The organism is Saccharopolyspora rosea, from assembly GCF_025643595.1.
GTDB classification, from domain to species: Bacteria; Actinomycetota; Actinomycetes; order Mycobacteriales; family Pseudonocardiaceae; genus Saccharopolyspora; species Saccharopolyspora rosea.
The window spans coordinates 6,395,597-6,420,011 of sequence record NZ_CP102826.1 but is presented as its reverse complement, the minus strand read 5'-3'; the positions used below and the strand labels follow the sequence as shown (position 1 = coordinate 6,420,011).

Sequence of the window (24,415 nt, the reverse complement as noted above, 5' to 3'; positions counted from 1 at the left end):
GAGGGGCGCCCCGGTGGGGACGCCCCTCCTGGTGCGCTCGGCGATTCAGCTGTTGGTCTCTTCCGGGACCGGCTCGCCGGAGTCCTCGGCGCCGTCGGTGCCGCGCTTGACCGCCGACAGCAGGAGTTGGGCGACGTCGACGACCTCGACCGACTCGGAGGCGGTCTTGTCGCTCTGCCGCGTGGTGAGGCCGTCGGAGAGCATCACCCGGCAGAACGGGCAGCCGGTGGCGATCTTCGAGGGGGCGGTGCCCAGGGCCTCGTCGACGCGGTCGAGGTTGATGCGCTTGCCGATGCGCTCTTCCATCCACATCCGGGCGCCGCCCGCGCCGCAGCACATCGAGCGGTCGGCGTGCCGGGGCATCTCCCGGAAGTTGGCGCCGGAGGCGCCGACCAGGTCGCGGGGCGGCGTGTAGACCTTGTTGTGGCGGCCCAGGTAGCAGGGGTCGTGGTAGGTGACGTCCTCGGCGATGGGGGCCACCGGGGTCAGCCGCTTCTCGCGGACCAGCCGGTTGAGCAGCTGGGTGTGGTGCACGACCTCGTAGTTCCCGCCGAGCTGGGAGTACTCGTTGGCGAGGCTGTTGAAGCAGTGCGCGCAGGTGGCCACGATCTTGCGCTTGCCGGGCTCGCGGCCCTCGAACACCGAGTTGAGCACTTCGACGTTCTGCTGGGCCAGCATCTGGAAGATGAACTCGTTGCCCGCCCGCCGGGCCGGGTCACCGGTGCAGGTCTCCTCCGGGCCGAGGACCACGTACTTGACCCCGGCCAGGTGCAGCAGTTCCGCGACCGCGCGGGTGGTCTTCTTCGCGCGGTCCTCGAACGCCCCGGCGCAGCCGACCCAGAACAGGTACTCGACGTCGTCTTCGAGTTCGCCGTCGAACACCGGCACCTCGAAGTCCAGGTCCTGGGTCCAGGCCAGCCGGTCCTTGGCGTTCTGGCCCCACGGATTGCCCTTGTTCTCCAGGTTCTTGAACATCCCGCCCAGCTCGGTCGGGAAGTTCGACTCGATCATGACCTGGTACCGGCGCATGTCCACGATGTGGTCGACGTGCTCGATGTCCACCGGGCACTGCTCCACGCACGCGCCGCAGGAGGTGCACGACCACAGCACGTCGGGGTCGATGACCCCCATCTCCTCCGGCGATCCGATCAACGGCCGCTCGGCCTCGGCCAGCGCCAGCGCGTCGATCTTCGCCAGCTTCTCCTCGGCGCCCTCGCCGGTGATGCCGACCTCGTCACCGGCCATGTCCTTGCGGCCCCCGGCCAGCAGGTACGGGGCCTTGGCGTAGGCGTGCTCGCGCAGCGACGTGATCAGCAGCTTCGGCGACAGCGGCTTGCCGGTGTTCCACGCCGGGCACTGCGACTGGCAGCGACCGCACTCGGTGCAGGTGGTGAAGTCCAGCCAGCCCTTCCAGGAGAAGTCCTCGACCTTGCCCGCGCCGAACACGTCGGTGTCCGGGTCGGCCTCCTCGAAGTCCAGCTCCTTGCCGCCGGACATCATCGGCTTGACCGCGCCCAACGCCACCGCGCCGTCGGCCTCGCGCTTGAAGAAGATGTTGAAGAACGCCGTGAACCGGTGCCAGGCCACCCCCATCGTGATGTTCGAGGCGATCACGATCACCCAGATCATCGCCGACAGGATCTTGAACGCGGCGAACACCGACACCGCCGCGGTGCTGGGCGGCAACGCGGCACCCAGCGCGTAGCTGAGCGGCGCGGACCAGGTCGGCGCGTCCATCAGACCACTGGCGTGCTTGAACGAGCGCAGCCCCATGATGCCCACGCCTTCGAGCACCACCACGGCCTCGACGAAGTACGCCTGCCAGAAGTTCGACCCCTGGAACCGCGACACCCGACCGGCGCGGCGCGGGTGGTTGAGCTGACGCACGGCGATCAGCCACAACCCGCCCAGGATCGTGGTGATCCCGAGGATCTCCACCACGAGGTTCCACGGCCCGAACGAGCCCAGCCAGGGGAACTCGAACCCGGGGACGAACACCTCCCCGTACGCCTCGGCCACCGTCACGCTCAACCCCAGGAAGCCGAGCATCACGAACCAGTGCGCCACCCCGACGTGGCTCCACTTCAACATCCGGGTGTGCCCGAGGATCTCGGTGAGCATGTTCCCGAAGCGGGCCCCGAACGGGCCCTTCCTCGTCGGGTCCGGTTGTCCGAGCCGGATGGACGACACCATCCGGCGAACCGTCCTGACGACCAGAACCACCGCGACCACCGTCACGGCAAGACACATCAGGCCCAGGACGAGCTGCAGGGCACCCATGCTCGCGGCCTCCTGTTCGAGGGTTGTCCGTGTTTGGGGAGCGTACGCCCTGTTACCCGTCGGTAACCAGTCGGGGCGTCCACTTCGTGGCCACTGTGGCGCCTCCTCTGCGGTGGAGGGCGGAACGGAAGCTGATTCTGGAAGAGCCCAGGGCGAAAAACTAGTTGTGCACTTGTTCGGCTTCTGGCGCTATGATCGCGCGCGCAGCTGTTCGACGGCCTGGGGGTGGAGATGTCGGTGCTGCGCGACCCCGTGATCATTCCTGCTGACGTGCGCGAGCAGTGCTCGCCGCCGCCGCGCCTGCTCCCGCGAGCGGTTCGCGCCGGGGATCTCCGGTGCGATTTTCGCCACGTGTCCGCTGAGTCGAACGATCGGCCCGATCGTGGCGCCGCGGTGCGGTGTCCGCGCTGGTGGAGGGGGTTGTGATGGGCGAGCCGGAGGACGGCGCGCTGCGCGCCTCGGACGCCGATCGCGAGGCGGTGGCCGAACGGCTCCGCCGCGCGCTGGACGAGGGCCGGCTGACGCTGTCCGAGTACGACGAGCGGCTCAGCTCCGCCTACGCCGCGGTGACGATGGCCGACCTGCGCCCGCTCACCGCCGACCTGCCCGCCCCGGTGCGGGCGGCCGAGGTCGACCGGCGGGACAGGCGCCGCCGCAAGATCGTCAAGGAGTGGCGGGACTGGGCGGGCACCGGGCTCGTCCTGGTCGCGATCTGGGGCGTGTCCTCGGTCGTCTCCGGTGAGCTGAAGTTCTTCTGGCCCGGCGTGGTGCTGGCGATCTGGGGCGCGATCATCCTCGCCGACATGCTCTTCGGCGGGCGCAAGCGCGGCTGAACCGCCGCCGGGTCGCCTGTTCGTCCGGCGCCGGTGGGGCTACCCTGGAAAAGTAGGACGGTCGTTCAACTTTTGCGGGAGGGTTTCGTGGCGTACCTGGTGCTGGCGCTGGCGATCGTGAGCGAAGTCCTCGGCACGGTCTCGCTGAAGCTGTCCGAGGGGTTCAGCAAGCCGTTCCCCTCGGTCCTGGTCGTCATCGGGTACGCCGCCGCGTTCACCGCCCTGTCGGCGGTGCTCAAGCTCGGACTGCCGATCGGCGTGGTGTACGCGGTCTGGGCCGGGGCCGGAGTCGCGCTGGTCGCCATCGCCGGCGCGGTGTTCCTCGGCGAGTCGATGACCGCCGTGCAGGTCGGCGGACTCGCGCTGATCATCGGCGGCGTCGTGGCGCTGGAGCTCGGAGGTGCGCATTGACCGCCGCGACCGACGGACGCCGGGCCAAGGGCGAACGCCGCCGCCGCGCCATCGTCGACGCGACGCTGCGGGTCATCGCCCGCGACGGCGTCTCCGCCATCAGCCACCGCAACGTCGCGCGGGAGGCGGGCGTGGCGCCGGCCTCGATCGCCTACTACTTCGCCGGCATCGACGACCTGCTGGTGGCCACCCTGCTGGAGAGCGTGGACCAGCTGATCACCGAACTCGACCGGCTCCGCGAGGGCGGACCGGACGGCGCGGAGTGGCCGCGCCTGGTCGCCGAACTGCTCGCGTCGCTGGTGCGGGACCACCGCGAACGCACCCTCGCCGAGTACGAGCTGTACCTGCTTGCCGCCCGCCGACCCGCGCTGCGCCCCGCCGCGCGCCGCTGGATCGAGGTCGCCGCCGGGTACGTCAACGACGGCGACCCGCCCGCGCTGCGCGCGCTGCTCGCGGCCATCGACGGGCTGCTCATGCAGGGCCTCATCGCCGACGAGCCGCCGACCGCCGAAGACCTCGAACCGTCCCTGCGCTACCTGATGCAGCCCGGCGACTACCTGGGCGAACTCAGTTGATCTCGGTGTTGCCGCCGCCCGCCCGGACCACGCCGACGTGGTCGAACGCCGACTCGTCGTCGTAGGTGGTGCACTCCGTGCCGCTGCCCAGCGGCACGAACACCGACTCGGTGCTGTGCGGCGGGTAGATGCGCAGGCCGCGGGCCGGCTGCGCGGCGCAGTCCTCCGGGTTCATGTGCGCGATGGTGCTGAACTCGAACGGCGCGGACGCGGTCCGCCCGGGCGCCAGCGTGACGACCGGGCGGTCGGTGATCTGGCGCTTGGCGGGCTGCCCGATCTGGTGCCCGTCGTCGCCGCCGACGAACGACACGCCGGGCGCCGAGGTCAGCGTGCAGGTGCGGGAGCTGGTGTTGGTGAACTGGATGGGCGCGTAGATGTGCCCGGCGGCGCCGTCGCTCTCGCCCAGCGCCACCTTGAGGTCCTCGGTGCGGCACTCCTGCCCGCCGCTGCTGGGGGCCCCGCCCTCCGAGGACGAACCGGGCGTCGCCGAGCCCGCGGCGGAAGAGCCGGTGCTCGACGAACCGGAGTCGCTGCTCGACGAGTCCGAGCCGCTGCTCGGGGAGTCGGCGGCGCCGCCGGACGAGGTGACCTCCGTGGTCCCGTCCTGCGGCGCCTGCTGCGGGCTCAGCGACACGGACCCGTGCGCCGTGCACGCCGTGGTGCTCAGGACCGCGAGCGTCCCGGCGACGATCAGGGTGTTGCGGATCCGGTGGCTGATCATGGTGACTCCTCTGCCCGCGTTGTTGCCTCGCTGTCCGGAAGACGTTCCACGCGTCCGCGCGTTGATCGGTGTGCGCTGCATCACACCCAGCGCGGCGGAACACTGGGGTCGTGCGGGTCACGCTGGTGCAGGGCGACATCACCGAGCAGGACGTGGACGTGGTGGTCAACGCGGCGAACTCGTCCCTGCTGGGCGGGGGTGGCGTGGACGGCGCGATCCACCGCCGCGGCGGGCCCGCGATCCTGCGCGAGTGCCGCGAGCTGCGGGCCGGTCGCCACCCCGACGGCCTGCCCACCGGCCAGGCGGTCGCCACCACCGCGGGCGACCTCCCGGCCCGCTGGGCGATCCACACCGTGGGGCCGACGTACGCGAAGTCCGAGGACCGCTCCCACCTGCTCGCCTCGTGCTTCCGCGAGTCGCTGCGCGTCGCCGACGAACTCGGAGCCCGCGCGGTCGCGTTCCCGGCCATCTCCACCGGCGTCTACCGCTACCCCCTCGACGAGGCCGCCGACATCGCGATGCGGACCGTGCGCGACACGCCGACGAGGGTGGCGGAGATCCGCTTCGTGCTGTTCGACCCCGCGTCCTACGCGGCCTTCCACGCCGCCCGGGACCGCGTCTTCGGCGGCTGAACACGTCCGGGTCGGATCGGGGATCTCCCGGATGCCCCGGGCGGGTGCCGCCGCGTAGCTTCGGGCCGCGAAGGTCACGGAGCATGGGGGCGACGATGGTTCGAGCGGGACTCGCGGTCGGCGGTGCGGCACTGGTGCTGATCGGGGGTGCACTGGCGGGCTGCGGCGACGGCGGGACCGAGCGGACCCGCACGACGCAGGCCGACGGGGTCGAGCGGATCCAGCTCGAACCCGGCTCGGGCAGCGTCCGGATCCGGTACGAGCGCGGGGCCCGCGGCGAGGTCCGGCAGATCTCGCACGGACCCACCGATCCCGGCGCCAAGTCCCGCATCGAGAACGGGACGCTGGTGCTGGACACCGACTGCGGCTGGAACTGCGACATCCGCTACGAGGTCACGCTGCCCGCCCGGCTGCCGGTCGAGGGGGAGCTCGGCTCGGGCGGGCTGGACGTGACGAACATGTCCGCGGTGCGGGCCAGGGTCGGCTCCGGAACGATCGACGTGCGCGACGTCGTCGGACCGGTCGAGGTGCGGACCGGTTCGGGCGGCATCCGGCTGACCCGGATCACCGGCGCGGTCGATGCCGAGACCGACAGCGGCCAGGTCGAGGGGCGCGAGCTGCGCGGCGGGGACGTGCGCGCGCACACCGGCTCCGGGGGCGTGCGGCTGGGACTGGCGGAGCCCCGGTCGGTCGACGCCGACACCGGCAGCGGTTCGATCGAGCTGGACGTGCCCCGCGTCCCGTACCGCGTGGACAGCGACACCGGCAGCGGCAGCGTGTCCGTCGACGTCCCGCAGGACCCCGCCTCGCCGCACCACCTGCGGCTCTCCACCGGCTCCGGGTCCGCCAGCGTCCGCGCCGCGGGCTGAGAGCTCCTCCCCGAGGCCGCTCGCCGGAAGAGCCGCGGCGGCTCCGCCGCTCTCGCCGCCCCGGAAGCCGGGATCGCGGAGCCGCCCCTCGTGTCGCCTTCCTCACCGTCGCGTCGGCTCGGCGGGAACTCGACGCGCTGGTCAGGCGTTGGTCAGGCAGAAAGCTTGAGCGACCCGGGCTCAACCCGGTTTGACGCCGCGGTCGGGTGCTGGGTAGAACTTGAGTGAACGAGGCTCAAGGGTCTGTCCGGCCCTGGGCGCAGCAGGCGAGAAGCTGGAGGAATCATCCATGGCGCGAGCGGTCGGCATCGACCTGGGGACGACCAACTCCGTCGTTTCCGTCCTGGAGGGCGGTGAATCGACGGTGATCGCCAACTCCGAGGGCTCGCGGACCACGCCGTCCATCGTGGCCTTCGCGAAGAACGGCGAGATCCTCACCGGTCAGCCCGCCAAGAACCAGGCGGTCACCAACGTCGACCGCACCATCCGGTCGGTCAAGCGCCACATGGGCACCGACTGGAAGGTCGAGATCGACGACAAGAACTACACGCCGCAGGAGATCAGCGCCCGCGTGCTGATGAAGCTCAAGCGGGACGCGGAGAGCTACCTGGGCGAGGAGGTCACCGACGCGGTGATCACCGTCCCGGCCTACTTCGAGGACGCCCAGCGGCAGGCCACCAAGGAGGCCGGTCAGATCGCCGGGCTGAACGTCCTGCGGATCGTCAACGAGCCCACCGCCGCCGCGCTGGCCTACGGCCTGGACAAGGGCGAGAAGGAGCAGACCATCCTGGTCTTCGACCTCGGTGGCGGCACCTTCGACGTGTCGCTGCTGGAGATCGGCGAGGGTGTGGTCGAGGTCCGCGCCACTTCCGGTGACAACCACCTCGGTGGTGACGACTGGGACGAGCGGATCGTCGAGTGGCTGGTCGACAAGTTCAAGGCGGCCAACGGCATCGACCTGACCAAGGACCGCATGGCCATGCAGCGGATCAAGGAAGCCGCGGAGAAGGCCAAGATCGAGCTGTCCAGCTCCTCGACCGCCAACATCAACCTGCCCTACATCACCGTCGACGCGGACAAGAACCCGCTGTTCCTGGACGAGACGCTGTCCCGGGCCGAGTTCCAGCGGATCACCTCCGACCTGCTGGAGCGCTGCCGCAAGCCGTTCGAGTCGGTCATCCGCGACGCCGGGATCAAGGTCGCCGACATCGACCACGTGGTGCTCGTCGGTGGTTCCACCCGCATGCCGGCCGTCAGCGACCTGGTCAAGGACCTGACCGGCGGCAAGGAGCCGAACAAGGGCGTCAACCCGGACGAGGTCGTGGCCGTGGGCGCCAGCCTGCAGGCCGGTGTGCTGCGCGGTGAGGTCAAGGACGTCCTGCTGCTGGACGTGACCCCGCTGTCGCTGGGCATCGAGACCAAGGGCGGGATCATGACCAAGCTCATCGAGCGCAACACCACGATCCCGACCAAGCGCTCGGAGACCTTCACCACCGCCGACGACAACCAGCCCTCGGTGCAGATCCAGGTCTTCCAGGGCGAGCGCGAGATCGCCGCGCACAACAAGAAGCTCGGCATGTTCGAGCTGACCGGCATCCCGCCGGCGCCGCGCGGCGTGCCGCAGATCGAGGTCACCTTCGACATCGACGCCAACGGCATCGTGCACGTCAACGCCAAGGACCTCGGCACCGGCAAGGAGCAGTCGATGACCATCACCGGCGGCTCGGCGCTGCCGAAGGAGGACATCGACCGGATGGTCAAGGACGCCGAGGCCCACGCGGAGGAGGACAAGAAGCGCCGCGAGGAGGCCGAGGCCCGCAACCAGGCCGAGACGCTGGTCTACCAGACCGAGAAGGTCCTCAAGGACAACGACGAGAAGCTGCCGTCGGAGGCCAAGGAGAAGGTCCAGGCCGCGATCACCGAGGTCAACGAGGCGCTCAAGGGCGACGACGTGGCCGCGATCAAGTCGGCCGTGGAGAAGCTGGCCACCGAGTCGCAGGCGCTGGGCCAGGCGCTGTACGCCGACGCCGGTGCCAACGCCGCCGGTGCTGGCGCCGACGCTGGTGCCGCCGGTGAGTCCGCTGGTTCCGCGAGCGCCTCGGCCGGTGCCGAGGACGTCGTGGACGCCGAGATCGTCGACGACGAGGACCAGAAGAAGAAGTGACGGCGGACAGGCCAGAGATGTCGCCAGAGACACGCAACGAAGGCGAGCAGGAGCCGGTGGTGGTCCGGGATCGGCGGCGCATCGACCCCGAGACCGGCCAGCGCCGGACCCCTGCTCCGGACGGAGATGAGCCTCAGGTGGCGGAAAGCATGTCCGGCACGCTCGACGAGCACCCCGAGCAGCCGGCCGAGCAGGCCGAACCGACCGAGCAGGCGCCGCAGGGCGAGACCGCCGAGCTGCGCAGGCAGCTCGACGAGCTCACCGCGGACCTCAAGCGGGTCACCGCGGAGTACGCGAACTACCGCAAGCGGGTGGAACGCGACCGCGAGGCGGTGATCAACACGGCCAAGGCGTCGGTCGCCGGTGACCTGCTCACCGTGCTCGACGACCTGGAGCGCGCCGAGGCGCACGGCGACCTCAACGGTGCGTTCAAGGCGGTCGCGGACAAGCTGGTCGGCGCGCTGAACTCGGCCGGGCTGGAGCCGTTCGGCCAGGAGGGCGACGAGTTCGACCCGTCGGTGCACGAGGCGGTGCAGCACACCACCTCGCCGGAGGTGTCCGGACCGACCGTCACCACCGTGCTGCGGCGCGGCTACCGGTTCGGCGACCGGGTGCTGCGCCCGGCGATGGTCGCGGTCACCGATCACGAGCCGGCAGCGGCGGCCGGGACCGACGAGACCCCGGCCGAACAGGGTTGACCAGGGTTGAAGGGAGGGACGTCCGGTGAGCGCCAGGGAATGGCTGGACAAGGATTTCTACGCCGAGCTGGGCGTCTCCCCTGATGCCTCCGCCGAGGAGATCAAGAAGGCGTACCGGAAGTTGGCGCGGGAGAACCACCCCGACGCCAACCCGGGCAACGCCCAGGCCGAGTCGAAGTTCAAGGCCGTGTCCGAGGCGTACGGCGTGCTGTCCGACCCGGACAAGCGCAAGCAGTACGACGAGGCGCGGCGGCTGTTCGGCTCGGGCGGCTTCAGCGGTGGCCAGGGCGGCGGCGGTTTCGGCGGTTTCGGCGGATCCGGCGGCTTCGACATCGGGGACCTGTTCGGCAGCGGCCAGAGCGGTGGTCTCGGCGACCTGTTCGGCGGCCTGTTCGGCAACCGGCGCGGCGGCCACGCCGCTGCGAACCGGCCGAAGCGCGGCGCCGACGTGGAGACCGAGGTGCGCATCGACTTCACCGAGTCGGTGCGCGGCGCCACCGTGCCGTTGCGCCTGTCCAGCCCGGCGACCTGCCGCAACTGCGGCGGTTCGGGGGCGCGGCCGGGAACCCGTCCGCGCAGCTGCCCGACCTGCTCGGGCGCCGGTTTGGTCACGCGCAACCAGGGAGCGTTCGCGTTCAGCGAGCCGTGCCCGGACTGCCGGGGCCGCGGCAAGCTGGTCGACGACCCGTGCTCGGAGTGCCGGGGCGAGGGCGTCAGCACCCGCTCCCGGACGCTGACCGTGCGCATCCCGGCCGGGGTGTCGGACGGCCAGCGCATCCGGCTGGCGGGCCAGGGCGAACCCGGGCGCAACGGTGCCGCGGCCGGTGATCTGTACGTGCTGGTGCACGTCAACCCGCACCAGGTGTTCGGGCGCTCCGGCGACGATCTGACGCTCACCGTCCCGGTGACCTTCCCCGAACTGGCGCTGGGCACTACGTTGACGGTGCCGACGCTGGACGGGAAGGTGTCGCTGAAGGTCCCGGCGGGCACCAGCAGCGGCCGGACCTTCCGGGTGCGCGGCAAGGGCGTCGGCCGCAAGAACGGCACCAGCGGGGACCTCCTGGTGACCCTGCAGGTCGTCGTTCCGTCCAAACTGGACGGCAAGGCTGCCGAGGCGCTGCAGGCGTACGCGGAGGCCACCGCCGACCACGATCCGCGCCGGAACCTGAACGAGACGCTCGGGAGGTAGCCATGGCCGGAGGTCGCACACCGGATCCGGGCATGCCGATCGGATTCCCGCCAGGGGCCAACGAGGACACGCCGATGTTCGTGATCTCGGTGGCCGCGCAGCTGTCCGGGCTGCACGCGCAGACCCTGCGCAGCTACGACCGGCTCGGACTGGTGTCGCCCGGCCGGACTCCCGCCGGCGGCCGCCGCTACTCCCCGCGCGACATCGCGCTGCTCCGCGAGGTGCAACGCCTCTCCCAGGAGGAAGGCGTCAACCTCGCGGGCATCAAGCGCATCATCGACCTGGAGAACCAGGTCGACGCGCTGCGCGCCAAGGTCCAGGAACTCGCCGAGGAACTCGCCGCGGCGCACGCGGCCGCCGAGCAAGCGGCCGCCCAGGTGCACGCTTCGTACCGCCGCGACCTGGTCCCGGTCCGCCAGGAGACGGCCCTGGTGGTCTGGAAACCGCAGAACCGCAAGCGCTGAGCCGACCGCGCCCGGCACGCCTGGCTTCGTACCCGGTCACGGCGAGCGGCGTGAGTGCCTGTCTTCGAACTCGTTGTGCGTGGCGGTGCCGGTGGCGAGACCTCAGCGGCCGTCTCGACTGCGGAAGCCCCTCCTGATGTATGTCCGATACACGGCGTCGGGGCTGTCCTCGCTAGCCGACCGCTGAGAACCCGCGGCGGTGGCGGTGGCGAGACCGCTCACCGAAGAGCAAGCGGCTGTCGCCGCTTGCCAAACCTTTCCGGGGTGAGCGGCCTCGCGGCCGGCGCCGCCGGGCGGGCGCTCAGTCCAACGAGAACGGGTCGTACTTGATCTGGTCCAGGGGCGTGCCCGCGACCAGCATGCTGGAGATGGTCGCGCGGATCATGCCCGGGGAGCCGCTGATCAGCACGTCCCAGTCCTCCCAGGCGCCGTAGCGGGTGACCGCCTCGGCGAGCGTGCCCTGTTCGGCGCCGACGGCCTCGGAGTCGTTCTCCAGCACCGGCACGACGGTCAGCCACGGGTTGCTCGCCGCGACCAGTTGCAGGTTCTCCAGTTCGTGGAGGTCATCGCGGGTGCGGCCGCCGTAGAACAGGTACACGCGCGGGTTCTCGCCGTACTGCGCGAGGTCGTCGACGATCGCCCGCATCGGGGCGAGCCCGGTGCCGCCGGCCACCATGAGCACGTCGCGGCCCGACTCGCGGTCCACCGACAGCCGTCCCATCGGGGAGCCGATCCGCCACTGGTCGCCGGGGCGGGCGTGGCCGACCAGCGCCCGGCTGACCCAGCCGCCCTCGACCGCCCGGACGTGGAACTCCATGATCCCGTCGTCGCCCGGTGCGTTGGCCGGGGTCAGGTACCGCCAGAACCGGGGGCGCTGCGGGATCTCGACGCTGACGTACTGGCCGGGCAGGTAGGGCACCGGGTGGTCGGTCTGGACGCGGAGCACGGCGACGTCCCAGCTCAGCCGCTCGTGGTGGACGACTTCGCCGTTGTACCAGGCCGGACCGTCGTCGGCGGCCGCCGCCTCGGTCATCGCGGAGGCCATCACGGTGTACGCCTCGGCCCAGGCGCGCTCCACGGTGTCGGTCCAGGTGTCCCCGGCGAAGCGCTTGATCGCGGCCAGCAGCGCGGTCCCCACCGCCTCGTAGTGGTCGGCGACCACACCGAACTTGCGGTGGTCGCGGCCGAGCTGCTGCAGGAAGGGCAGCAGCTCGTCCGGCTGGTCGACCATCTGGATGAAGTGCACCAACGCCTTGAGCAGGCGACTGCGCTGCACCTCCATGTTGGCCGCGAACAGTTCTCGGGTGCCCGGCGACAGGCTGAACAGCATGCCGTAGAAGAAGCGGGCTACCTCGTCCTGCTTCGGCTCGACCACCGCCCAGCTCTCGCGGATCAGGCGAACCATCTTGCTGACCCCGTCGGGGGACGGTTCGCGGTGCGGGGTCGGTCCGGGGCTCGGTTCGGCGTTGGCAGTCATGGTTCGGGTGAGGTTTCTCCGCGTCGGCGGTGTGCCCGTGCGCACACCGCTACTGGTAAGAGTCCCCCGACCTACCGGTGGACCCTAACTCCTGCTCGGCAGCACGTGTGCCTTGATTCCTCGGTGGTGTGGTTTTCGGCTACCCGTTGTAGATAATGCATGGACCTGTCGGGGGAACCTAGTATCCATCGCTGCGATCGGGGAGGGAGAAGTGACACGGTGCCCCGCGTGATCCCCGACCTACTCACCCCCACCGGCACGGCCGACGAGGCGCTGCTCGACCTGGAGCTGTCGGACCCGCCCGCCGCGGAGCCGCTGCGGCAGCACTCCTGGACGCCGCCCCGCGACCCGTTCGCGGAAGAGCGCCCCGTGCCGTTGCCCGGTTCGTCGGGCGAACACCTGCTGCAGTGCGCCTACGGCACCGAGGAGCGCGCCCGGCGGTTCTACGACGAGCAAGTGCTCGACCACCTCAACGAGTCGATGAAGGAGTTCATCGGCCGCATGGAGCTGGCGTTCGTGGCCACCTCCGACTCGCGCGGCGAGTGCGACTCCAGCCTGCGGACCGGTCCGCCCGGGTTCATCGAGGTCCTCGGCGACCGGCACCTGGCATACCCCGAGTACCGCGGCAACGGCGTGCTGGCCAGCCTCGGCAACATCAGTGAGAACCCGCACGTCGGGATCCTGCTGGTGGACTTCGTCACAGATCTCATCGGACTGCACGTCAACGGGCGGGCTCGCATCGTCGAGGACGCCGACCTGCGCGGGGTCTACCCGGAGCTGCCCGCGGAGCCCGACCGCGGCCGCACCCCGCAGCGCTGGGTCGTGGTCCAGGTCGAGGAGGCCTACGTGCACTGCCGCAAGCACATCCCGCGCATGGTGCCGGTGTCCCGCCAGCGCAGCTGGGGCACCGACGACGCCAGGCGCAAGGGCGGTGACTACTTCGCCGCGAAGGGCACGGCGCGTCCGTGGCACGTGGCCGAACCGGCGGCGTCCCGCCGGTAGCGCCCCGGCGGCAAGTACCGTTTTGGACCACCACGTCCCTAGAGTGGGACGAAACGGACAGCGGGGCGGTGGGAGCGTCGTGATCGGACAGGAAGAGGTCCCGGAGGCGGCGTCGCGCGCGGTCGACGGCGTGCGCGAGGAGGGCGTCGAGCGGCGCACGGCGGCGGAGGCCGTCGAGCGCGAACTGGTGATGATGTTCCGCCGGGCCCGCAACGTGTCGACCGCCGTGGCCGCGCACGTGCACCCGGACCTGGACCCGGCTTCCTACAGCCTGCTGCTCATGGTCGACGACGCGGGCCCGCTGCGCGGCATGGACGTCGCCGACCGCACGGGGCTGGACAAGTCCACGGTCAGCCGCCAGATCGCCACGCTGGTGGACCTCGACCTGCTGGAGCGGGTGCCGGACCCCGACGACGGGCGGGCCCGCCGCATCCAGCTCTCCGCACTGGGGCGCCGACGTCTCGCCCAGGTGCGCTCCGAACGCCGCAAGCACCTGCACGGCGAGTTCGCCAGCTGGTCCACGCAGGACCTCAAGGACCTGGCCCGCCTCCTCGCCAAGCTCAACGCGATGATCTGAGCCCGCCCGCCGGTGCTGCGCGCCGCGGGGTCCCGTCGCGGTGCGGTTCGCGATCACTTTTCCGATCTGTCAGATGTGACATGTCTCTTAGAAGTTGCCTTCTGCAACTAATAGACCTATAGTTGTGTGTAGCAACTAAAGGATGGCGTCATGGGACCGAACCTGGACACCTGCGGTGAACTGCTCCGTCCGCTGCGCGCGTTGATGGGGCTCAAACAGGTCGCATTGCAGAAGGGCCAGTTCAACGTCGATGGAGCCCCCTACGCCGCGGCGGGACTGCTCACCGAGCTGGTGCACCGCGGCGAGTGCCGGGCCTCCGAGCTGGCCCACTACCGGATCGTCGACGCGTCCGTGGTCAGCCGACAGCTGGGGCAGCTCGAACAGGCCGGGCTGATCACCCGACGCCCGGACCCCGCCGACCGGCGGGTGTCCCTGCTGCGCGCCACGCCCGAGGGCGAGCGGACCGTGGCTCGGCAAGAACGCCGGAAGGCGAAGTGGCTCAGCGATGCGCTGGCCGACTGGGACGACGAGTCAGTGCGCGATCTCGCCCGGCTCCTCGGAGCCGCCATGACGGACATCCGCCGTCATTACGAGGACCAGACCGCCACCTCCGACTCCGCGATCAAGGAAGGAACTCGATGACCAGCTCGACCATCCGGGAGACGGCGCCCGAGGCGTCGACCGACCGGGACGGGCGCCACGAGTCCTCGCAGGGATCGCCGATGACCCATCGACAGATCCTGGAGGCCATGTCGGGCCTGATGTTGGCGCTGTTGGTCGCCATCCTCAGCTCGACGATCGTGTCGAACGCGTTACCGCGCATCGTCGCCGACCTGCACGGCACCCAGGGCGAGTACACCTGGGTCGTCACGGCGATGCTGCTGACCTCCACCGCGTCCACCCCGATCTGGGGCAAGCTCTCCGACCTGTTCAGCAAGAAGCTGCTCTACCAGCTGGCGATCACGATCTTCACGATCGGCTCGGTGCTGGGCGGTTTCGCCCAGTCGATGCCGATGCTGATCGGGTTCCGCGCGCTGCAGGGCATCGGCATGGGCGGCCTGCAGGCGCTGATCCAGGTCGTCATCGCGGCGATGGTCGCGCCGCGCGACCGCGGTCGCTACAGCGGCTACACCGGCGCCACCTTCGCCGTCGCCACGGTGAGCGGACCGCTGGTCGGCGGGTTGATCGTCGACTCGCCGCTGGGCTGGCGCTGGTGCTTCTGGGTCACCGTGCCGATCGCGGTGATCGCGTTCGTCGTGCTCGGCCGGACGCTGAAGCTGCCGGTGGTCAAGCGCGAGGTCAAGATCGACTGGTTCGGCGCGCTGTTCCTGGTCGGTGGTGTGAGCCTGCTGCTGGTGTGGGTGTCGCTGGCGGGCAAGTCGTTCCCGTGGGCGTCGCCGGAGACCGCGGCGTTCGTGGGCGGCGGATTGGTCGCGCTGCTCATCGCGGTGATCATCGAGTCGAAGCACAGCGAGCCGATCGTGCCGCTGTCGATGTTCCGCAACCCGACGGTCACGCTGGCCGTGATCGGCACCGTGGCGGTCGGCACCGCGATGTTCGGCGGGGCGGTGTTCCTCGGCCAGTACTTCCAGATCTCGCGGGGCTACACGCCCACGCACGCGGGTCTGATGACGCTGCCGATGGTCATCGGGCTGTTCCTGTCCTCGACCATCTCGGGGCAGATCATCTCCAGGGTGACCGGCAAGATCAAGCCGTTCCTGGTGGGCGGCTCGGTGCTGCTGATCGCGGGCATGGCGCTGCTGAGCACCATGGACCACCGGACGAACCTGGTGCTGGTCGGCGTCTACCTGGCGCTGATGGGCATCGGCGTCGGCATGCTGATGCAGAACCTGGTGCTGGCGGTCCAGAACTCGGTCACCGGCCGGAACATGGGTTCGGTGACCTCGGTGGTCACGTTCTTCCGGACGCTGGGCGGCTCGGCCGGCGTGTCGGTGCTCGGCGCCGTGCTGGCCACCCGGGTGACCGACTACATCATGTCCGGCCTGTCCGGAATCCCCGGCGCCGCGCAGCAGGTCAGCGGGGGCGGTTCGAGCAGCACCGGACTGGACGTCACGCACCTGCCGGGTCCCGTCCAGCAGATCGTGCGCGCCGCATACGGTGACGCGATCGGGGACATCTTCTTCATCTCCGCCTGCATCGCGGTGGTCACGTTCCTCGCGGTGCTGTTCATCAAGGAAGTGCCGCTGCGGACCCGGGTGGCCGGCAGCGAGGAAAGGGGGGCGGCGTCCGTGGCCGCGCACGAGCAACCTGTGGACAACTCCGCTCGGCCTGTGGACAACCTCGCCGCGACCGGCGCCGCGCGGACCGTCGCGGATAGTCACCGGCCGGTCACGGCCTCCGGAGGACCTGTGGACAACTCTGTGGATCGCGACTCCTCGCCCTGGTCGGAGCCGGTGCCCGCGCACCCGGCCAACGACGCGCAGCTGGCTGGCAGCCTGCCCGGCGACGGCGGTCTGTTCGTGCACGGCGTGGTGCAGGACTCGGTGGGCATGCCGGTGCCCGGCGTGGTGCTGACGCTGACCGACGCCAACGGCCGCCAGGTCGAGCGGGCGCGCACCGACCAGGACGGCCAGTTCCAGCTCGGCGTCACCCACGGCGGCACGTACGTGCTGATCGCCTCCGGCGGCAGCTACCAGCCGACCGCCTCGATGGTCGTGGTCAACGACCGGCCGGTGCGCCACGACGTGCAGATGCTCGGCGCGGGCCGGCTCACCGGCGTGGTGCACGCCGGGGACGCGGGCCTGGCCGGGGCGATGGCGGTGCTCACCGACGTCCGCGGCGAGGTCGTGGCCACCTCGGTGACCGGCCCCGACGGTCGGTACCTGTTCGCCGACCTGGTCGGCGGCTCCTACGCGCTGACCGTCACCGCGCCCGGCTACCGGCCGGTCGCCACCCCGGTCACCGTCACCGACGGCGAGCAGGCCACCGTGGACGTGCCGCTGCAGACCGGGACCCGGCTCAGCGGCGTGATCCGCTCGGCGAACCTGGGCGTGGCCGTGCCGGACGCGCGGGTCACGCTGCTGGACTCCAGCGGTGCGGTCGTCGCCGCGGCCACCACCGACATCGACGGGAACTACGCGTTCACCGACCTTCCGGACGGCGAGTACACCGTGATCGCCACCGGGTACCCGCCGGTCGCCACCTCGTTGCGGCTGTCCGGCGAACTGACCAGCCACGACGTCGAGCTCGGCTACCCGCAGGCCGACTGAGCACGCGAAGGGGATGTTGGACATGGACCACGGCCGGCAGCAGGCCGTGACGCAGCAGGCGGGTGCGCCGGGCAAGGGAACCGGGGCGGTGACCGCGACGGTGCGCGCCGGGGACGGATGGCCGGTGCCGGAAGCCGTGCTCACGCTCATCGACGGCACCGGGACGCAGGCCGCCCGGGTGCAGGGCGACGCCCAGGGCTCGGTGGTCGCCTCCGGACTGCGTCCCGGTGCCTACACCGCGATCGTCACGGCCGTCGGTTACGAGCCCGTAGCTCGCACCACGCTGGTGCACGACGGGGCCGCCGCCCCGCTCGGCGACGTCGAACTGCGCAGGGTGGGCGGTGACGACCTGCCCGCGCCCGGCCTGTGGCGCATCGACCCGGTGCACTCCTCGGTGCAGGTCACCGCGCGGCACCTGGGCATCAGCAGCATCCACGGCCGGTTCAACGAGTTCTCCGGCGAGGTGCGCATCGGCAGTCCGATCGAGTCCTCCGCGGTCGACGTGTCGATCGCGGCGGCGAGCATCGACACCGCGAACCAGATGCGCGACGACCACCTGCGCAACGCCGACTTCCTGGACGTCGAGCGCCACCCGGCGATCACCTTCCGGTCCACCGGGCTGCGCCAGCGCAGCGGTGACCGCTGGGACCTGGAGGGCGAGCTGACGCTGTGCGGGCAGACCCGCCCGGTGGTGCTGGACACGCGGTTCCTCGGCGTCGGCCCGGACCCGTGGGGCGGCACCCGCGCGTCCGCGTCGGCGACGACGCAGCTGCGCCGGGAGGACTTCGCGCTGAACTACAACCAGGCGCTCAAGACCGGCATCGCCGCGATCGGCACGACGCTCAAGGTCGAGATCGACATCCAGGCGGTCCGGGAGGACTGACCGGGGAGGACGCGGGACGTTCGGGGCGTCCCGCGACGGGGAAGGCAGTGGCCGCGGACTTCGGGGGTCCGCGGCCACTGCCGCATGTGATCGCGCGCACAGTTGCGCCGTGGGGCATACTTGAGTGGAACCGGCTCAAGTTTCTTCACGTTGGTATGGGTGAGAAGGCACGTCCGGCGACGAGGTGAGGAATGGACGCGTTCAACCCGACAACCAAGACCCAGCAGGCGATCTCCTCGGCGGCGCAGGCCGCCACGGTCGCCGGGAATCCGGACGTCACCCCCGCCCACCTGCTCGGCGCGCTGCTCGCGCAGGGGGACGGGCTGACCGCGCCGCTGCTGTCCGCGGTCGGCGCCGACCCGGCCGAGGTCCGCCGGGAGCTGGAGCGGGTCGTCAACGCCCTGCCGACCGCCACCGGGGCCACGGTGTCCAGCCCGCAACTGGACCGCGAGGCGGTCAAGGCGCTCACGCACGCCCAGCAGTTGGCCACCGAGATGGGCGATGAGTACGTGTCCACCGAGCACCTGCTGGTCGGCCTGGCCGCCGAGGGCGGGCGGGTCGCCGACCTGCTGCGCGGGCAGGGCGCCACCCCGGAGGCGCTGCGCGAGGCGTTCGCCAAGGTCCGCGGCTCCGCGCGGGTGACCAGCCCGGACCCCGAGGGCACCTACCAGGCCCTGCAGAAGTACGGCCAGGACCTCACCGAGCGCGCCCGCAAGGGCGACCTGGACCCGGTGATCGGCCGCGACGCCGAGATCCGCCGCGTCGTGCAGGTGCTGTCCCGGCGCACCAAGAACAACCCCGTGCTGATCGGCGAACCCGGTGTCGGCAAGACGGCCATCGTGGAGGGCCTGGCGCAGCGCATCGTCGCCGGTGACGTCCCGGAGTCGTTGCGCGGCAAGCGGGTCGTGGCGCTGGACCTCGGTTCGATGGTCGCCGGTGCGAAGTACCGCGGTGAGTTCGAGGAACGGCTCAAGGCGGTGCTCAAGGAGATCACCGACTCCGCCGGGCAGATCATCACGTTCATCGACGAGCTGCACACCATCGTCGGCGCGGGTGCCACCGGCGAGGGCGCGATGGACGCGGGCAACATGATCAAGCCGATGCTGGCCCGCGGCGAACTGCGCATGGTCGGTGCGACGACGCTGGACGAGTACCGCGAGCACATCGAGACCGACGCCGCGCTGGAACGCCGCTTCCAGCAGGTCATGGTCGGCGAGCCGAGCCCGGAGGACACCGTCGCGATCCTGCGCGGCCTCAAGGAGCGCTACGAGGTGCACCACGGCGTGCGGATCACCGACGGCGCGCTGGTCGCCGCCGCCACGCTGTCCGACCGCTACATCACCGCCCGCTTCCTGCCGGACAAGGCGATCGACCTGGTCGACGAGGCGGCGTCCCGGCTGCGCATGGAGATCGACTCCCGCCCGGTGGAGATCGACGAGGTGGAACGCGCCGTGCGGCGGCTGGAGATCGAGGAGATGGCGCTGTCCAAGGAGGACGATCCGGCGTCCCTGGAGCGCCTCGCCGCGCTGCGGGCCGAACTCGCCGACCGCCGCGAGAAGCTCTCCGAGCTGACCGCGCGCTGGCAGAACGAGAAGGAGTCCATCGACAAGGTCCGCGACCTGAAGACGCAGCTGGAGCAGCTGCGCGGCGAGTCCGAGCGCGCCGAGCGCGACGGCGACCTCGGCAAGGCCGCGGAACTGCGCTACGGCCGGATCCCGCGGCTGGAGAAGGAACTCACCGCGGCCACCGAGGCCCAGAGCGAGCGCAAGGCGATGCTCCAGGAGGAGGTCACGCCCGACGACGTCGCCGACGTGGTCAGCTCCTGGACCGGCATCCCGGCGGGTCGCCTGCTGGAGGGCGAGACCGCGAAGCTGCTGCGCATGGAGGACGCGCTCGGCTCCCGCGTGGTCGGCCAGGCCGAGGCGGTGCGCGCGGTCTCCGACGCGGTGCGGCGCTCCCGCGCCGGGATCTCCGACCCGGACCGGCCGACCGGCTCGTTCCTGTTCCTGGGCCCGACCGGGGTCGGCAAGACCGAGCTGGCCAAGGCGCTCGCGGAGTTCCTGTTCGACGACGAGCGGGCGATGATCCGCATCGACATGAGCGAGTACGCCGAGAAGCACGCGGTGGCCCGGCTGGTCGGTGCCCCGCCCGGTTACGTCGGCTACGACCAGGGCGGTCAGCTCACCGAGGCGGTCCGGCGGAGGCCCTACTCGGTGGTGCTGTTCGACGAGGTGGAGAAGGCGCACTCGGACGTCTTCGACGTGTTGTTGCAGGTGCTCGACGACGGGCGGCTCACCGACGGCCACGGCCGCACGGTGGACTTCCGCAACACCATCCTGGTGCTGACGTCGAACCTGGGCTCGCAGGCGATCGCGGACCCGAACCTGACCGAGCAGCAGCGCGACGACGCGGTCATGTCGGTGGTGCGGCAGCACTTCAAGCCGGAGTTCCTGAACCGGCTGGACGACACGGTGGTGTTCCACGCGCTGTCCACAGAGGAACTGACGTCCATCGTGGACATCCAGGTGGACCGGCTCGGGCAGCGGCTGGCGCAGCGCCGGCTCAGCCTCGACGTGCAGCCGGCGGCCCGGGACTGGTTGGCGCTCAACGGGTTCGACCCGGTCTACGGCGCCCGCCCGCTGCGCCGCCTGGTCCAGTCGGCCATCGGCGACCAGCTGGCCCGCAAGCTGCTGGCGGGCGAGATCCGCGAGGGCGACAAGATCCGCGTCGACGCCACCGACGACAACGAGTCCCTCACCGTCGAAGCCGAGTGAGATCCGCGGTGCCGCGCGGCCGGTTCCCGCGCGGCACCGCGGTCGTGCACGTCAGCGGTGGCCGAGGGTCGCCAGTGCGGCGACGAGGGAGAAGGCCGCGGCGGTGATCGCGAAGGCCAGAGTTGCCGCGGTGAGACCGAAGACCGTGCTCACGGTGCCCAGGGCGACGCTGGGCACGCTCGCCGACAGGTAGGCGACGACGTAGATCATCGCCGACGTGCCGGCCCGGTGCTCCGGCGTCGCCAGACCGGTCAGCATGCGGAAACCGCCCATGAACATCAGCCCCCAGCCGACGCCCAGGACCACCGCGGCGGCGAAGAACACCGCCGCCGAGCCGACCAGCACCGACGCCGCGACCCCGGCCAGCCCGGCGATCATCAGCGGCGCCGCGACGCGCACCGCGCGCCGTCCGGACCAGGACGACAGCACCAGCTGCGTGATGCCGCCGACGCCCGCGAGCGCGGCGACGGTCAGCCCGCCGACCACGTAGGGAGCGTCCGCCACGAGCCCCTTGGCGACCGACGGTCCGAGCGACATGAACATCCCGCCGACCGTCCAGGAGGCGAGCATCGTGGTCGCCAGCAGCGCGAACGTCCGGCCGCGTCCCGCCGGGACGGTCGGGCGCTGCGGCCGCAGCGCGTCCCGCAGCGGCCTGCGGTGCGGCACGGGTTCGGGCATCGCCAGCACCCCGAGCAGCGACAGCGCGAACGCGGCGATCAGCACCAGGTAGCTGGTCAGCGTCGGCCCCGGCGCGTACTGCACGAGCGCCCCGGCCAGCACCGAACCGACCGCCATCCCCACGCCCGAGGCGACGCCGTTGACCAGCGGCCCGCGGTTGCTGCCGGGCGGCTGGAAGTCCAGCAGCGCACCGCTGATCGCGCTGGTCGCGACGCCGGTGGCCAGGCCCTGCAGAACGCGGCCGGCGAACAGCCAGCCGACGTTCGGGGCGAACCCGAGCGCCGCCATCGCGACGATCTCCACGACCACCGCGGCCAGCAGCACCGGTCGTCGCCCGACGTGGTCGGACAGCGACCCGAACAGCAGCAGCGCGGCCAGGATCGCGACCGCGTACACCGCGAACACCTCGGTGAGCACGATGGCGCTGAAGTGCCAGCGCTGCTGGTAGAGGGCGTACATCGGGGACGGCGTGGTGGAGCCGACCAGGAACAGGCCCAGCAGCACTCCGGTGCAGGCGAACGCCGCGGGTCGGGGCAACGCGAGTCCGGGCCGCGTCGGCGGTGGCGCGGGCCGGACGAGTTCGGGGACGGGCATGGATCTCCTCCGAGCGGAACGGATCATTCCGTTCCGATGGAACCACGGGGCGGAACGCGCCATTCCGCGAACGCGTACCCTGTGGCCATGCCCACGTCGAACAGATCGGCGCGGTACGACGACCAGGTCATCGCCGCCGCCCGCGACGTGTTCGCCACCCAGGGGTTCGGCGCACCGATGTCCGAGGTCGCCCGGCGGGCCGGGGTCGGCGTGGCGTCGATCTACCGCCGCTACCCCAGCAAGCAGCAGCTCGTCGAGCAGGTCCGCACCGCCTCGTTCCAGCTGATCATCAGCGAGGCCGAGGCCGCGCGGGCCGACGAACCGGACCCGTGGCGGGCGCTGATCCGCTTCATGTCCCGCTGCATGCGCGAGGGCACCGGCATCGGCACCGTGCTGCCGACCTGGGACGAGCCGCACACCTACTCCGCGGAGTTCCGCGGCCTGCAGGCCCGCATGGCCGAGGTCACCGAGGAACTCGTGGTGGCCGCCCAGAAGTCCGGCGACCTGCGCGAGGACGTCGGCTTCACCGACATCCTGCTGCTGTTCAAGCACCTCAACCCGCGGTTGCCCACCTGCGAGCCGCGCCGCGCCGAACTGCGCGCCCGCTACCTCGCGCTGGTCGTCGAGGGGCTGCGCGCCGGCGGGCCGCCGCTGCCCGGCCCGGCGCCGGACCACGCCGAGTGGCGGTCCCTGTGCGACAACCTCGGGTGACGTCCCCGAGCGTCCCGCACTGCCGAGCAGGACGGGCCCCGAGATCATTTGCCCAGGTCAGGTTCAATCGATAGCGCGGTTCGGGGCATCTGCCCCAGGTGATCTTCGCGTCCCGCGACGACCGGACTACCCTGCGCTGTGTGGGCATCCCTGCGTGGCTTTGGTTCGTCGTCGCCGTCGTCGCCATCGGCGCGGGGACCGCGCTGCTGATCAGCGACCGGTCCCGGCGCTCCTCGAACAACCGCGAGCGGCGCCGCTGGGCGGCGCTGCGCGGATGGCAGTTCGCCGAAGCCGACCAGGTGCTGCCGACCCGCTGGGAGCGGGGGGTGCTCGCGCAGTACTCCTCCGGCGTCACCGCCACCGACGTCGTCGCGGGTTCGACGTTCACCACCGACGGGCGGCGCCAGGTGTACGTGCTCGACCTGTCCGTCAACGGCCGCGCGAACGCGGTGCTGGCCGGGATCCGCTGCCGCCGCCCCACGCCCGCGACCGTCGAGCTGTGGCTGCCGGACGTCCCGGTGCCGCAGGACTCCGGGCTCGACCTGCTCGGCCCGGTCGGCTCGCGCTACGCGTTCGTCACCGAGGTCTCCGGGGCTCGGCCGCTGGTCACCCCCGACCTGGTCGACGCCACCGAGGAGATCGGCCCGGACGTGACCGTGGTGTGGCTGGAGGACGACTGGGTGCTCGCCGCGCTCGACCCCGCCGACGCCGACCCGGCCCGCCTGGAACGCCTGCTGCGCGACCTGGGCGAACTCGCCGATCTGGTCGACCCGTTCGACAGCGACCCCAACGACACCGCGGACACCGAGTCCGAGGCCCCTTCGGAGAACCGGGGTTGACTCCCCGGTAGGTTCGCGGCATGCCTACCGCACTCGTCACCGGCGCCACCGCGGGCATCGGACGCGCGTTCGCCCGGCGGCTGGCCGCCGAGGGCCACGACATGATCCTGGTCGCGCGCGATGCCGCCCGGTTGGAGGAATTCGCCGACCGGCTGCGCGCCCGGCACCGCGTCGAGGTCGAGGTGCTGCCCGCCGACCTCGCCGCCGACACCCAGCGCGCCGAGGTCGAACGGCGCCTCGCCGACGAGCAGCGCCCGGTGGACGTGCTGGTCAACAACGCCGGGTTCGGCACTTCCGGGGAGTTCTGGGACACCGACGCCGAGACCGTGCAGAAGCAGCTGGACGTCAACGTCGGCGCCGTGCTGCGGCTGACGCACGCGGCCGTGCCCGGCATGCGGCGGCGCGGGCGCGGCGACATCGTCAACGTCTCCAGCGTCGCCGGGTTCTTCGCCGTGTCCGGCTCGACCTACTCGGCCACCAAGGCGTACGTGACCGCCCTCTCCGAGGGCCTGTCGGTCGCGCTGGCCGGGACCGGGGTGCGGATCATGGCGGTGTGCCCGGGCTTCACCCAGACCGAGTTCCACCAGCGGGCCGGGCTCCAGATGGGCCGGCTGCCGCGCGCGTTCTGGCTGCAGGCCGACCAGGTGGTGCACGAGGCGCTGACCGACCTGCGCCGCGGCCGGGTCGTCTCGGTGCCGGGACTGCAGTACAAGGCGCTGGTCGCGGTGGGTCGGCTGATCCCGCAGCGGATCCAGCGCATGATCGTCACCCGCACCACCCCCGGCCGCACCTGAGCGCCGTGACCGGCCGGTAG

The 24,415-nt window shown here is 71.3% G+C and carries 22 protein-coding genes; 18 read left to right on the top strand and 4 right to left on the bottom strand.

All coding sequences use genetic code 11. The features are described 5' to 3' along the window. Nucleotides 1-45 precede the first annotated feature (45 nt). A complete protein-coding gene (locus NV263_RS29895) occupies nucleotides 46-2,280 on the bottom strand; it encodes a (Fe-S)-binding protein (protein ID WP_263250160.1) in 2,235 nt (744 codons plus the stop codon). A gap of 425 nt (nucleotides 2,281-2,705) precedes the next feature. On the opposite strand from NV263_RS29895, the gene NV263_RS29890 reads away from it, so the two are divergent. From NV263_RS29890 to NV263_RS29880, 3 genes are all read left to right on the top strand, one after another. Continuing rightward, nucleotides 2,706-3,113, top strand: a complete 408-nt coding sequence (locus NV263_RS29890) for a DUF1707 SHOCT-like domain-containing protein (protein WP_263250159.1) — start codon at nucleotides 2,706-2,708, stop codon at nucleotides 3,111-3,113. An 87-nt stretch (nucleotides 3,114-3,200) separates the two neighbouring features. Next, complete coding sequence (locus NV263_RS29885) at nucleotides 3,201-3,524, top strand: DMT family transporter (RefSeq protein WP_263250158.1); 324 nt, start codon at nucleotides 3,201-3,203, stop codon at nucleotides 3,522-3,524. Then, nucleotides 3,521-4,099, top strand: a complete 579-nt coding sequence (locus tag NV263_RS29880) for a TetR/AcrR family transcriptional regulator (protein ID WP_263250157.1) — start codon at nucleotides 3,521-3,523, stop codon at nucleotides 4,097-4,099. The genes NV263_RS29885 and NV263_RS29880 overlap by 4 nt, the downstream gene beginning before the upstream one ends. Here NV263_RS29880 and NV263_RS29875 read toward each other — a convergent pair. Then, the gene (locus NV263_RS29875; RefSeq protein ID WP_263250156.1) at nucleotides 4,092-4,820 is read right to left on the bottom strand and encodes a DUF4232 domain-containing protein; all 729 of its coding nucleotides are present in this window, start codon (nucleotides 4,818-4,820) and stop codon (nucleotides 4,092-4,094) included. The two genes, NV263_RS29880 and NV263_RS29875, sit on opposite strands and share 8 nt — an antisense overlap. A gap of 110 nt (nucleotides 4,821-4,930) precedes the next feature. On the opposite strand from NV263_RS29875, the gene NV263_RS29870 reads away from it, so the two are divergent. The 6 genes from NV263_RS29870 to NV263_RS29845 all read left to right on the top strand — a co-directional run bounded on the left by NV263_RS29870 (nucleotide 4,931) and on the right by NV263_RS29845 (nucleotide 10,836). Continuing rightward, the gene (locus tag NV263_RS29870; protein ID WP_263250155.1) at nucleotides 4,931-5,452 is read left to right on the top strand and encodes an O-acetyl-ADP-ribose deacetylase; all 522 of its coding nucleotides are present in this window, start codon (nucleotides 4,931-4,933) and stop codon (nucleotides 5,450-5,452) included. Between the two features lie 95 nt (nucleotides 5,453-5,547). Then, a complete protein-coding gene (locus NV263_RS29865; RefSeq protein ID WP_263250154.1) occupies nucleotides 5,548-6,321 on the top strand; it encodes a DUF4097 family beta strand repeat-containing protein in 774 nt (257 codons plus the stop codon). A 289-nt stretch (nucleotides 6,322-6,610) separates the two neighbouring features. Then, the gene (dnaK, locus tag NV263_RS29860) at nucleotides 6,611-8,485 is read left to right on the top strand and encodes a molecular chaperone DnaK (RefSeq protein ID WP_263250153.1); all 1,875 of its coding nucleotides are present in this window, start codon (nucleotides 6,611-6,613) and stop codon (nucleotides 8,483-8,485) included. Between the two features lie 17 nt (nucleotides 8,486-8,502). Continuing rightward, entirely contained in the window at nucleotides 8,503-9,183 is a 681-nt protein-coding gene (gene grpE, locus NV263_RS29855; RefSeq protein WP_263250152.1) for a nucleotide exchange factor GrpE, read from the top strand. Nucleotides 9,184-9,208: 25 nt separating this feature from the next. Next, nucleotides 9,209-10,372, top strand: coding sequence for a molecular chaperone DnaJ (gene dnaJ, locus NV263_RS29850; protein ID WP_263250151.1), 1,164 nt, complete (start codon nucleotides 9,209-9,211; stop codon nucleotides 10,370-10,372). Between the two features lie 2 nt (nucleotides 10,373-10,374). Beyond that, entirely contained in the window at nucleotides 10,375-10,836 is a 462-nt protein-coding gene (locus NV263_RS29845; RefSeq protein ID WP_317630379.1) for a heat shock protein transcriptional repressor HspR, read from the top strand. A 301-nt stretch (nucleotides 10,837-11,137) separates the two neighbouring features. Here the strand turns inward: NV263_RS29845 and NV263_RS29840 are convergent, their stop codons facing one another. Further along, nucleotides 11,138-12,241, bottom strand: coding sequence for an FAD-binding oxidoreductase (locus tag NV263_RS29840; protein WP_263254429.1), 1,104 nt, complete (start codon nucleotides 12,239-12,241; stop codon nucleotides 11,138-11,140). 300 nt (nucleotides 12,242-12,541) lie between these two features. Between NV263_RS29840 and NV263_RS29835 the strand changes: the two genes are divergently transcribed. From NV263_RS29835 to clpB, 6 genes are all read left to right on the top strand, one after another. After that, nucleotides 12,542-13,315, top strand: coding sequence for a pyridoxamine 5'-phosphate oxidase family protein (locus tag NV263_RS29835; RefSeq protein WP_263250150.1), 774 nt, complete (start codon nucleotides 12,542-12,544; stop codon nucleotides 13,313-13,315). Nucleotides 13,316-13,394: 79 nt separating this feature from the next. Continuing rightward, nucleotides 13,395-13,892: a MarR family winged helix-turn-helix transcriptional regulator gene (locus NV263_RS29830; RefSeq protein WP_263250149.1), complete on the top strand. Its 498-nt coding sequence runs from the start codon at nucleotides 13,395-13,397 to the stop codon at nucleotides 13,890-13,892. 150 nt (nucleotides 13,893-14,042) lie between these two features. Further along, nucleotides 14,043-14,534, top strand: a complete 492-nt coding sequence (locus tag NV263_RS29825; RefSeq protein WP_263250148.1) for a MarR family winged helix-turn-helix transcriptional regulator — start codon at nucleotides 14,043-14,045, stop codon at nucleotides 14,532-14,534. Then, nucleotides 14,531-17,122, top strand: a complete 2,592-nt coding sequence (locus NV263_RS29820; RefSeq protein WP_397545610.1) for an MFS transporter — start codon at nucleotides 14,531-14,533, stop codon at nucleotides 17,120-17,122. Before NV263_RS29825 ends, NV263_RS29820 begins: the two co-directional genes overlap by 4 nt. Nucleotides 17,123-17,144: 22 nt before the next feature. Continuing rightward, nucleotides 17,145-18,005: a YceI family protein gene (locus tag NV263_RS29815; protein ID WP_263250147.1), complete on the top strand. Its 861-nt coding sequence runs from the start codon at nucleotides 17,145-17,147 to the stop codon at nucleotides 18,003-18,005. 191 nt (nucleotides 18,006-18,196) lie between these two features. After that, nucleotides 18,197-20,779 carry an ATP-dependent chaperone ClpB gene (clpB, locus tag NV263_RS29810; protein WP_263250146.1) on the top strand — a complete coding sequence of 861 codons (2,583 nt, stop codon included), beginning with the start codon at nucleotides 18,197-18,199 and terminating at the stop codon, nucleotides 20,777-20,779. Between the two features lie 51 nt (nucleotides 20,780-20,830). On the opposite strand, the gene NV263_RS29805 is transcribed toward clpB, so the two are convergent. Continuing rightward, on the bottom strand, nucleotides 20,831-22,051 hold the full coding sequence (locus NV263_RS29805; RefSeq protein WP_263250145.1) for an MFS transporter: 1,221 nt from the start codon (nucleotides 22,049-22,051) through the stop codon (nucleotides 20,831-20,833). An 87-nt stretch (nucleotides 22,052-22,138) separates the two neighbouring features. On the opposite strand from NV263_RS29805, the gene NV263_RS29800 reads away from it, so the two are divergent. The 3 genes from NV263_RS29800 to NV263_RS29790 all read left to right on the top strand — a co-directional run bounded on the left by NV263_RS29800 (nucleotide 22,139) and on the right by NV263_RS29790 (nucleotide 24,395). After that, nucleotides 22,139-22,762: a TetR/AcrR family transcriptional regulator gene (locus tag NV263_RS29800; RefSeq protein ID WP_263250144.1), complete on the top strand. Its 624-nt coding sequence runs from the start codon at nucleotides 22,139-22,141 to the stop codon at nucleotides 22,760-22,762. 146 nt (nucleotides 22,763-22,908) lie between these two features. Beyond that, a complete protein-coding gene (locus NV263_RS29795) occupies nucleotides 22,909-23,601 on the top strand; it encodes a type III secretion system chaperone family protein (protein ID WP_380756465.1) in 693 nt (230 codons plus the stop codon). Between the two features lie 20 nt (nucleotides 23,602-23,621). Beyond that, on the top strand, nucleotides 23,622-24,395 hold the full coding sequence (locus NV263_RS29790; protein WP_263250142.1) for an SDR family NAD(P)-dependent oxidoreductase: 774 nt from the start codon (nucleotides 23,622-23,624) through the stop codon (nucleotides 24,393-24,395). The last annotated feature ends 20 nt before the right edge of the window (nucleotides 24,396-24,415 follow it).

What these genes read in the sequence shown, in the direction of transcription:
- NV263_RS29875 (WP_263250156.1), bottom strand. Translation starts at nt 4,820, where the DNA reads ATGATCAGCCACCGGATCCGCAACACCCTGATCGTCGCCGGGACGCTC.
- NV263_RS29800 (WP_263250144.1), top strand. Translation starts at nt 22,139, where the DNA reads ATGCCCACGTCGAACAGATCGGCGCGGTACGACGACCAGGTCATCGCC.
- NV263_RS29890 (WP_263250159.1), top strand. Translation starts at nt 2,706, where the DNA reads ATGGGCGAGCCGGAGGACGGCGCGCTGCGCGCCTCGGACGCCGATCGC.
- grpE (WP_263250152.1), top strand. Translation starts at nt 8,503, where the DNA reads ATGTCGCCAGAGACACGCAACGAAGGCGAGCAGGAGCCGGTGGTGGTC.
- clpB (WP_263250146.1), top strand. Translation starts at nt 18,197, where the DNA reads ATGGACGCGTTCAACCCGACAACCAAGACCCAGCAGGCGATCTCCTCG.
- NV263_RS29845 (WP_317630379.1), top strand. Translation starts at nt 10,375, where the DNA reads ATGGCCGGAGGTCGCACACCGGATCCGGGCATGCCGATCGGATTCCCG.
- NV263_RS29790 (WP_263250142.1), top strand. Translation starts at nt 23,622, where the DNA reads ATGCCTACCGCACTCGTCACCGGCGCCACCGCGGGCATCGGACGCGCG.
- NV263_RS29840 (WP_263254429.1), bottom strand. Translation starts at nt 12,241, where the DNA reads ATGGTTCGCCTGATCCGCGAGAGCTGGGCGGTGGTCGAGCCGAAGCAG.
- NV263_RS29865 (WP_263250154.1), top strand. Translation starts at nt 5,548, where the DNA reads ATGGTTCGAGCGGGACTCGCGGTCGGCGGTGCGGCACTGGTGCTGATC.
- dnaK (WP_263250153.1), top strand. Translation starts at nt 6,611, where the DNA reads ATGGCGCGAGCGGTCGGCATCGACCTGGGGACGACCAACTCCGTCGTT.
- NV263_RS29895 (WP_263250160.1), bottom strand. Translation starts at nt 2,280, where the DNA reads ATGGGTGCCCTGCAGCTCGTCCTGGGCCTGATGTGTCTTGCCGTGACG.
- NV263_RS29825 (WP_263250148.1), top strand. Translation starts at nt 14,043, where the DNA reads ATGGGACCGAACCTGGACACCTGCGGTGAACTGCTCCGTCCGCTGCGC.
- NV263_RS29815 (WP_263250147.1), top strand. Translation starts at nt 17,145, where the DNA reads ATGGACCACGGCCGGCAGCAGGCCGTGACGCAGCAGGCGGGTGCGCCG.
- NV263_RS29805 (WP_263250145.1), bottom strand. Translation starts at nt 22,051, where the DNA reads ATGCCCGTCCCCGAACTCGTCCGGCCCGCGCCACCGCCGACGCGGCCC.
- NV263_RS29820 (WP_397545610.1), top strand. Translation starts at nt 14,531, where the DNA reads ATGACCAGCTCGACCATCCGGGAGACGGCGCCCGAGGCGTCGACCGAC.